This is a genomic window from Phenylobacterium sp., from assembly GCF_031412415.1.
GTDB lineage: Bacteria > Pseudomonadota > Alphaproteobacteria > Caulobacterales > Caulobacteraceae > Phenylobacterium.
The window spans coordinates 1-8,633 of record NZ_JANOCX010000096.1 but is presented as its reverse complement, the minus strand read 5'-3'; the positions used below and the strand labels follow the sequence as shown (position 1 = coordinate 8,633).

The 8,633-nt window shown below is 68.3% G+C and carries 9 protein-coding genes; 2 read left to right on the top strand and 7 right to left on the bottom strand.

Annotated elements, in window-relative coordinates; translation table 11 throughout:
• A partial coding sequence (locus RMO04_RS05110; protein WP_309643715.1) for a hypothetical protein occupies positions 1-298 on the bottom strand: 298 nt, incomplete at its 3' end.
• A 102-nt stretch (positions 299-400) separates the two neighbouring features.
• Here RMO04_RS05110 and RMO04_RS05105 point away from each other — a divergent pair.
• Positions 401-1,636: a cell wall hydrolase gene (locus RMO04_RS05105; RefSeq protein ID WP_309643714.1), complete on the top strand. Its 1,236-nt coding sequence runs from the start codon at positions 401-403 to the stop codon at positions 1,634-1,636.
• 41 nt (positions 1,637-1,677) lie between these two features.
• A complete protein-coding gene (locus RMO04_RS05100; protein WP_309643713.1) occupies positions 1,678-2,445 on the top strand; it encodes a PIG-L family deacetylase in 768 nt (255 codons plus the stop codon).
• Here RMO04_RS05100 and RMO04_RS05095 read toward each other — a convergent pair.
• The 6 genes from RMO04_RS05095 to RMO04_RS05070 all read right to left on the bottom strand — a co-directional run bounded on the left by RMO04_RS05095 (position 2,421) and on the right by RMO04_RS05070 (position 8,521).
• Positions 2,421-3,581 (bottom strand): Gfo/Idh/MocA family oxidoreductase, encoded by a 1,161-nt coding sequence (locus tag RMO04_RS05095; RefSeq protein WP_309643712.1) that lies wholly within the window; start codon positions 3,579-3,581, stop codon positions 2,421-2,423. The two genes, RMO04_RS05100 and RMO04_RS05095, sit on opposite strands and share 25 nt — an antisense overlap.
• 16 nt (positions 3,582-3,597) lie before the next feature.
• Positions 3,598-4,083, bottom strand: coding sequence for an N-acetyltransferase (locus RMO04_RS05090; protein ID WP_309643711.1), 486 nt, complete (start codon positions 4,081-4,083; stop codon positions 3,598-3,600).
• Positions 4,084-4,115: 32 nt separating this feature from the next.
• Complete coding sequence (locus tag RMO04_RS05085; RefSeq protein ID WP_309643710.1) at positions 4,116-5,852, bottom strand: amidohydrolase family protein; 1,737 nt, start codon at positions 5,850-5,852, stop codon at positions 4,116-4,118.
• Between the two features lie 78 nt (positions 5,853-5,930).
• Complete coding sequence (locus RMO04_RS05080; protein WP_309643709.1) at positions 5,931-6,509, bottom strand: VOC family protein; 579 nt, start codon at positions 6,507-6,509, stop codon at positions 5,931-5,933.
• A gap of 229 nt (positions 6,510-6,738) precedes the next feature.
• On the bottom strand, positions 6,739-7,173 hold the full coding sequence (locus RMO04_RS05075) for a hypothetical protein (RefSeq protein WP_309643708.1): 435 nt from the start codon (positions 7,171-7,173) through the stop codon (positions 6,739-6,741).
• 49 nt (positions 7,174-7,222) lie between these two features.
• Positions 7,223-8,521, bottom strand: a complete 1,299-nt coding sequence (locus RMO04_RS05070; protein WP_309643707.1) for a UDP-N-acetylglucosamine 1-carboxyvinyltransferase — start codon at positions 8,519-8,521, stop codon at positions 7,223-7,225.
• Positions 8,522-8,633: the final 112 nt, after the last annotated feature.

Here is an 8,633-nt window from a genome sequence, read left to right as displayed (position 1 = left end):
TCACTATGAGCGCAGGCGCGGAAAGGCCGGCGGGGAAGGTGTTTCGCCCCAGCGAGCCCGCGAGCAGGGCGATGACCACCATCCCCCAGCCCCACGCCTGGCCGGCGTAGAGGGTGGCGATGACGAATGCGGGGAAATAGGTGACCGAGAGCCCGAAGGCGTCGTCCCACCCCAGGAACGCACCTCGGCTGAAAATGGCCGCCAGGAGCGCGACGAGACTGATCGTCGCCGCCCGGATCAAGGGCGGCGAGCGTCTCGGCACTAGCCGAAGCGGCCACTCGACAGGTGTCAGCGGCAAGGGCGGCTCCCAGGAGCACGGGCGCGAAATGCCCGGCGGCGCGAGAATGCGAGCGCCGCCCCATCCAGGCAACACTCGATATCGGCGTTCGATGACCCTATTGTGGCCCGCTTCCTGCTGCAGACCTTTGCGCCTCGCCCGATCTGGAACAACTTGACCGCCGTGAAACCGTCCGCGCCTCGCAAGACCTGGATCGCCATGGCGATGGCGATCTCCGCCACCGCGGCGGTGCTGTGGGGCTGCGTGGACGCCTATGTGGGGCCCGGCGCCGGCGCGAAGGGTCCGCAGGTCGCCGCCAAGGCCGCGCCGCTGACCTATCGGTCGATCACCCGGCTGAAGGGGGAGATGGATCCCGCCATGCTGGCGATCGCCAACCGCCACGACATCGGCCGGCGCGCCGACCTCTGGGGCCGCCCGATCGGCTGGACCACGCTCAATCTCGACACCGTCCCGGACCTCGGGCTGGACACGGAGGTCGCCGAGACCGCCGAGGAGATCAACGAGCTGCGCTCGTTCTCCAAGCTCCCGATCCGACCGATGAGGCCGTTCCACCTCGCCGCCGGTTCCGCCGACCGCGCCCGCGCCCTGCGATGCCTGTCCGAGGCGGTCTATTACGAGAGCGCCCGCGAGCCGTTGCTGGGCCGTGAGGCCGTGGCCCAGGTGGTGCTGAACCGCATGCGCCATCCCGCCTATCCGAAATCCGTCTGCGCGGTGGTCTATCAGGGCTCGGCGCGCGCCACGGGTTGCCAGTTCAGCTTCACCTGCGATGGGTCGCTCGCCTACGCCCCGGAAGCTGGCCTCTGGCGTCAGGCCCAGGAGATCGCCAAGCGCGCCCTGGACGGCCACGTGGTGAAGGCGGTCGGATCGGCCACCCACTATCACGCCAGCTACGTGGCCCCCTACTGGGCGCCGACCCTGGTGAAGATGAAGCAGGTTGGCCTGCACATCTTCTATCGCTGGACCGGACCCTGGGGCGAACCCGGCGCCTTCACCGGCCGCTATGCCGGGGGCGAAGCCTACATCTCGCCCGCGGTCCTGGGCGGCATCGACAGGCGCACCCAGGGCTTGGATCCGAGCATCGACGGCACGCCCGGCGGTCGCCAGGTCGTCCTGGCGGTGGCCGGCGAGGTGCGGACCTACAATGTCGCCGACGCCTCCTCGGTGACCGGCGAGAAGACCCGCGTCCTGGGCACGCTCTACGCCCCCCGGCGCAAGCCCAGCGCCGCGGAGATCAAGGAAATCAACGCCTCCCTCGCGGCGATGGAGGGCGCGCCGCCCGCGCCCGCCACGCCGGCTCCGCTGGCCAGCGACGGCCAGGACGGCGGCGCCCAGCAATAGGCCGATTGACGCCGCCCGCCGCGCCGGTGAGGCTCGCGCCCATGGCCAGCGTTCTCGCGATCCACGCTCATCCCGACGACATCGAGACCCTCGGCGCGGGGACACTTGCCGTGCTGGCGGGGCTCGGCCATGCCGTGAAGATCGTCACCGTCACGGCGGGCGATTTGGGATCGACCGAGATGGACCAGGCGCGCACCTCGCGCACCCGGCAGGCCGAGGCGACGGCCGCGGCGGCTCTGATCGGGGCGGACTATCGCTGCGGCGAGATCGGCGACCTGTGCGTGTTCAACGACGATCCGACCCGTCGGCGGGTGACCGAGCTGGTGCGCTGGGCCGCGCCCGACATCGTGCTGACGGCCTCGCCGGCCGACTATCATCCCGATCATGAGGCGGTGAGCGTGCTGGTGCGCGACGCCTGTTTCGCGGCCTCGGTGCCGAACTACCGTACCGGGGATGCCACGCCGCTAAGCGGGATACCCCACCTCTATTTCATGGACCCCATCGGCGGGCGCGACCGCCAGGGCGTGCGGATCGTCCCGGACTTCGGGGTCGACATCGAGAGGGTCTTCGAGACCAAGGCGGCGATGCTGGCGGCCCACGAGAGCCAGGTCGGCTGGGTCGCGCGCCAGCACGGCATCCCTGACCAGATCCAGTCGATGGAGGGCTGGTCGCGACGCCGGGGCCGCGACTTCGGCGTGGCGATGGCCGAGGGGTTCCGACAGTACCGGCACCATCCGTATCCGGTGACGCCGCTGCTCCAAGACCTGGTCGGCGAAGCCCTGGTTCAGGCGCCGCGGGCGGCGTCGTAGCGGTCCCACATCGGGGCGCAGTCGAACATCTCGCCGCGCGCCATGGCCTCGTCGATGGCCATGACCGTCAGGCCCGCCTCCATGGAGTCGAAGGGCGTCACCGGGAAGGCCTGGCGGCCTTCCATCGCGGCGAGCAGGTCGCGGGCCATCGACTGGTCGGCGCCGTTGTGGCTGTCCTCGGTGCGGTTTCCGTACTCGATGCGCTCGGGCTTTCCCCGGTCCAGAGCCCTGCGGAACATCAGCTTGTTGCGGACCAGGTCGGCGATCAGGGTTCCGTCCGTCCCGGCCAGGTACCAGCGCCGCTCGGGCAGGGCGACGTGGCTGTTGGCGTGGAACGAGAGCCGCACGCCGTTGGCGTACTGGACCATGGCGGTCTGGTGGTCGGTGACGTCCATGTCGGATTGAAAGGCGTCGTTGGCGCTGCCCCAGCCGGCGTCGCGCAGGGCGTAGGCGGGCTGGCCGTCGCTATAGACCCTGGGAGCCCCCGATCGCGCCGGGGTGAAGATGTCGCGTCCGCCGAAACTCGCCACCTTGGCCGGCCGAGCGCCCGCCAGGCGTCCGAAGATATCGAAGTCGTGGCAGACCTTGTCCAGCAGATAGGAGCCCCCGTATTCCTGCTTGCGCCGCCAGTTGCGCGCCAGATAACCGCCATGCTCTGGCGGCAGGTGCTCGGTGGCGTCGATGGAGACGAGCTGACCCAGGTCGCCCGCGTCCACCCGCGCGATGGTCTCGCGCACGATCGACATGGAGCGCATGACCAGGCCGATGAACAGCGGCGGGGTGTCGCCTTTCGCCAGGCGCGCGGCCAGCAGGTGGGTTTCGTCCTCGGTCCGCACGATGGGCTTCTCGGCGAAGACCGGAAAGCCGGCGTCCAGCGCCAGGTTGAGGTGCTGGAAATGCAGGTGGTTCGGCGTGCCGATCATCACCAGGTCGTAGGGGCCGCCGCGCAGCAGCTCAGGCACGTCGGCGCAGACCCGGCCCGGATCGATCTCGGCCGCGGCCAGGATCGGGGCGCCCACGGGGGCGGGGTCCACGTGGGCGGCGACATCGAGGCTCCAGCCGACCTCCTTCATGGCCGACAGCACGTGTGCGATCCGCTGGCCCAGGCCGATGACGCCGATGCGGTAGGTCTTCATGGGCCGGGCTCCGCCGCTAACCGTTGAACGCTTCGGGGTAGGCGACCGTCAACGGGGCGTCGAGCGCCCCGTCTTCCAGGGCGATGGCCATGAAGGACGGGCTGCCGGAATAGGGCGAGCGCACGGTCTTGGCCGCCTCGGCGGTGAAGCCGAACTTCGGATAGTAGGCGGGGTGGCCCAGGACGATCACGGCATGGGCGCCGAACTCACGGGCGGTCTCCAGCGAGGCCTTCATCAGCCGCTTGCCGACCCCGTCCTTCTGGCGGTCTGGGCGCACGGCGAGCGGCGCCAGGGCCGCGAACAGGTCGACCCGGTCGGCGAACAGCCGGCTGTAGAGGATGTGGCCGACGATCTCGCCGCCGTCCTCCTCCACCAGTTCGAACACCACGTCTCCCGATGCGCGCAGGCGCTCCACGAGGTCGGCCTCATCGGTCTTGGCGAAGGCGGCGGCGACCACCTCGCGGATCGCGGCGTGGTCGGATGTTCGGGCGTGACGGATCATTCGCCCAGCATAGGCCCGCGCCTGTTCGGCGCCTACTCGGCGGCGATCGCGAGCGGCGAGGCCTGCGGCCCGCGGATCAGCTTGCCGGGCAGGTCGCCGGTGGCCTCGCCGTTCTCGAAGGTCACCACGCCCGACACCACGGTGGCGCGATAGCCGTCGGCGCGTTGCACCAGGCGGCGGCCGTCGGCGGGAAGGTCGAAAACCATCTCCGGCGCGCGGATCGAAAGAGCTTCGAAATCAATGACATTGAGGTCGGCCTTCATCCCCGGTGCGATGACGCCCCGGTCGTTGAGGCCGTAGAGCTTGGCGGTGTCGCGGGTCTGCATGGAGACCACCTTCTCCAGGCTCAGCCGCTCGCCCCGAGAGCGGTCGCGGACCCAGTGGGTCAGCATGTAGGTCGGGAAGCTGGCGTCGCAGATCACCCCGCAATGGGCGCCGCCGTCCGACAGACTGAGGATCGTGGCCGGGTGGCGCATCATCTCGGCGATGTGGTCGAAGTTGAACTGGGCGTAGTTCAGCAGCGGCAGGTAGATATAGCCGCGCCCGTCGTTCTCCATGAGCATGTCGTAGACGATCTGGTCGGGCTTGCAGCCGGCGCGCTCGGCCTCCGCGGCGATGGAGTCCTCGGGGCGGGGCTCGTAGTCGAGCTGTCCGTTGCGCTCCAGGCGGAACATGGTCTTGAAGCCGTGGGTCAGGATCGCCCCGATGCCGGGCGGTGGCGGGGCGTCCTCCGACAGGATCGCCTCGCGCACGGTGGGGTCTTTAAGGTGAACCAGCCGCTCGGCGAAGGGCAGGTGGGCGATGGCGCGATAGGCGCTCTTGCGGACAAAGGGATGCACCGTCGACTGCCAGCCCAGCACCATGCCGGTGGGGCGGCACGCGATCTGGGCGGTGATCTGAGCGCCTTCCGCCCGCGCCTCCTCGGTCAGCTTCAGCATGTCGCGCCACTTGTCGGGCGCGCCGGGCGACTGCAACAGGCCGAAGGTGACCGGCAGGCCGGTCTTGGTCGCGAACGCCTTCATCCAGGCGAACTCGTCCTCCGGAATGGTCATGTCCGACGCCATCTCGAACACGCCGTGGCCGGCCTGGCCCAGGGCCTCGCCGATGCCGATCATCTCGTCGGCGCCGGCGAAGGTGCCGGGCATGGCGTCACCGTCCTTGGCGCGGTGGAGCTGGGTGCGCGAGGTGGAGAAACCCAGCGCCCCGGCTTCGACGGCCTCGCGGGTGATCTGGGCCATCTCGGCGATGTCTTCGGGGGTCGCCATCTCGTTGCGCGCGCCGCGCTCGCCCATCACATAGGCGCGGATCGCCCCGTGCGGGGCTTGCGTCGCGATGTCCAGGACCCGGGGCTTGCGCTCCAGGCTGTCCATGTATTCCGGGAAGGTCTCCCAGTCCCACTTGATGCCCTCGGCCAGGGCCGCGCCGGGAATGTCCTCCACCGACTCCATGAGCCCGATCAGCCAGTCGTGGCGATCGGGCCGGGCCGGGGCGAAGCCGACGCCGCAATTGCCCATGACGACGGTCGTCACGCCGTGCCAGCAGGAGGGCGACAGATAGGCGTCCCAGGTCGCCTGGCCGTCATAGTGGGTGTGGATGTCCACCCAGCCGGGGGTGACGATCAGGCCCGCGGCGTCGATCTCGCGACGGCCCTTGGCGGCGACCTCGCCGACCTGGGTGACGAGGCCCGCGTCCACCGCCACGTCCGCGCGGCGGGGAGCAGCGCCGGTTCCATCGACCAGCATGCCGTTACGGATGACCAGATCGTGCATGGTTCCCTCCCGGGGATGTTTTCAGCACGGTGAACCGCGTTACGCCCGGTCACTCAAGCGGGTTGTTGGCGGCTGTCCTCAGGCAAAGGCCGCGAAGCCACGGATCGGCGAAACAGGCTCATGAACCTTGCGCACGAGCAGGTCAGACTCGGGCACGCCGGCGCGCAGGCGGGCGAGCCAATCCTCGGGATCGAACTCCACCCCCACCGGATTTAGACCCATCTGCTCGCCCCGGAGGAAGGCGCTGCAGCCGTCGTCGGCGAAGGCGTCGACCTGGAACTCCATCTGGTTGCCGTCGGGGTCGGCATAGTACAGCGACGCCGTGAGCCCGTGGTGTACGCACCAGTACGGCGTAATGCCCTTCTCCTTCAGTTCGGCGTAGTTCTCTAGCAGCTCGCGAACCGAAGCGTTGGTGTAGGCGACGTGGTCGATACCCACGGCCCCGCGCCTGTCCGTCTCCGGCGTTCCATTTGGATCGACCACCGCCAGGTTGAGGAAGGCGAACCTGTGATGCTCGTCGTCATAGGTTAGGAACGCCATGGCGGGGTTCTGGTGCTGCACCCTAGCGCCGAACACCGTCTCATACCATCCGATCACCTCTTCGAAGCGGCGAGTTCGATAGACCACGTGAGCGAACTTGATCGGGATTTGGGTCACGCTGCAACTCCTCCGATTGGTGTCGCGCCTGTCGCGCGCCGTTGCGGGAACGCTGTTACGCGAGGACGGTAGAGCCTGACCTTGCCCACCGCAATATTCGCGTGCGGACAACCCTGCGGAGAAGGGGTGGGAGCAGTCTTGGATCGATGCCCGAAGCCGGATATCTTCACGATCGACCCGACAACAGCCCGACTAGATTTCCGCTGTGGGTGGAAAGCGGACATCCGTCTTACGGTTGGAGGTAGCCTACGACGATGGATGAAAATCCGCTGCGTTCATCCAATCCCGACCCGATACTTCCCCAGTCAAAGGTATACGTCGAGGTAGTCGAGCCCACGCCATCCAGCGTCGCTGCCAGCCACGCAGCATCAGCCTTGGCGATGGCCCGCTCCCGCTCGAAAGAGTGGTTCTCCCAAGCGCTGCCACCTTCGGTTTCGGGGGCCGCCCAAGTCAGCCGCACTGAGGTGATGCGTCCATCTGTGAAGTAGACGGACGGCCTGAACTCACGGCTGTTCAACGTTGTTTTGGGTAGCAAGTATGAGCGATGGATGCCGTTGTGCACCAGTGGCTTGTATTGGCCGGCCATTGCAGCGAGCAGGACTTCTTCACCTAGCCCACGCTCCAACGTGACACCGCCTTCGAGATTTATTCGTCCGTCCCGCAAGCGCCCCTCCATCACGGCCCCACTTGGCCAAGCCTACGAGTACGCGTCGCTAGTCACCCGCGACCCAACTCACGTCGGCCCCCAGCGCGTTGAGGTTCTCCACGAACCTCGGGTGGGCGCGCTGGATGGGGGAGGCGTTGAGGATGGTGCTTTCGCCCTCGATGCTGGCGGCCAGCATGAAGAGGGCGATGGCGACGCGGATGATGTAGGGGCTCTCGACCTGGGCGGGGACCAGGGGCTTGCCGCCGAAGGTGATCAGGCGGTGGGGGTCGCAGAGCAGGGAGTGGGCACCGAACTTGCCCAGTTCGGACGACCAGCCGAGCGCGCCTTCATAGACCTTGTTCCAGAACATCACCTGGCCCTCGGCGCGGACGCCCAGGGCCACGAAGATCGGCAGCAGGTCGGCGGGGACATAGGGCCAGGGCGCGGCCTCGACCTTGGTCAGGATGTTGCTGGTGAACGGCTCGCGCACCTTCATCGGTCCATCGACGCGGGACCGCGACCAGCCGTCCGCGTGGGTGATCTCGACGCCGAACTTGGCGAAGGTGCGGTCCAGCAGCGGGAACTGCTCCACCGAGCCGTTGCGAACCGCGATGTCGCCGCCGGTGATCGCGCCCATGGCCAGGAAGGTGGCCACCTCATGGAAGTCGTCGGCGAAGGTGAACTCGACCCCGCCCAGGTCGTCGACGCCATCCACGTCGATGCGCGAGCCGCCGACGCCCTCGATCTTCGCCCCCATGCGGGCCAGGAAGTCGCAGAACTCCTGGACGTGCGGCTCGCAGGCCGCGTTGGTCAGGCGCGAGCGGCCCTTGGCCGTGGCGGCGCACAGCACGAAGTTCTCCGTGGTGGTCACCGAGGCGTAGTCGAGCCAGTGCTGGACCGACGAGAAGCCCTTGGGCGAGGTAATGACGATGGAGGCCGCGTCGCTGACGACCTGGGCCCCGAAGGCGCGGAAAACCTCGATGTGCGGGTCGATCTCGCGGGCGCCCAGGGTGCAGCCGGTGACGTCGTCCTCCAGGCTGGCGGCGCCGAACCGGTGCAGCAGGGCCGGGATCAGCATGATCGAGGAGCGCATGCCCAGGGGCAGGTGCGCGGCCTTGGGGTCCAGCCCCGTGCCGTGATGGACGCGCAGGGTCCCGGTGTCGAAATCCATCTCCACTGAACTGCCCAGGTTCCTGAAGAATTCCAGCAGCTTACGGACGTCTGTTATGTCGGGAACCCGGTGCAGGACGATGGGCTCGTCCGACAGCAGGGTGGCGCACAGCACCGGCAGGACGGCGTTCTTGTTGGCCGAGGGCGTGATCTCGCCCCGCAGGGCGCGACCGCCTCGCACGATCAGGTTGGTCATGGGCGCGCGCGGCCTCGTCTAGGTTGGAATGTCAGCGAACTTAGCGGCTGGCGGGCGCTCACCAAGCGCCGATTTTCTCGGCCTCGTGGTGGCTGATCGGGTGGTGCGCCTT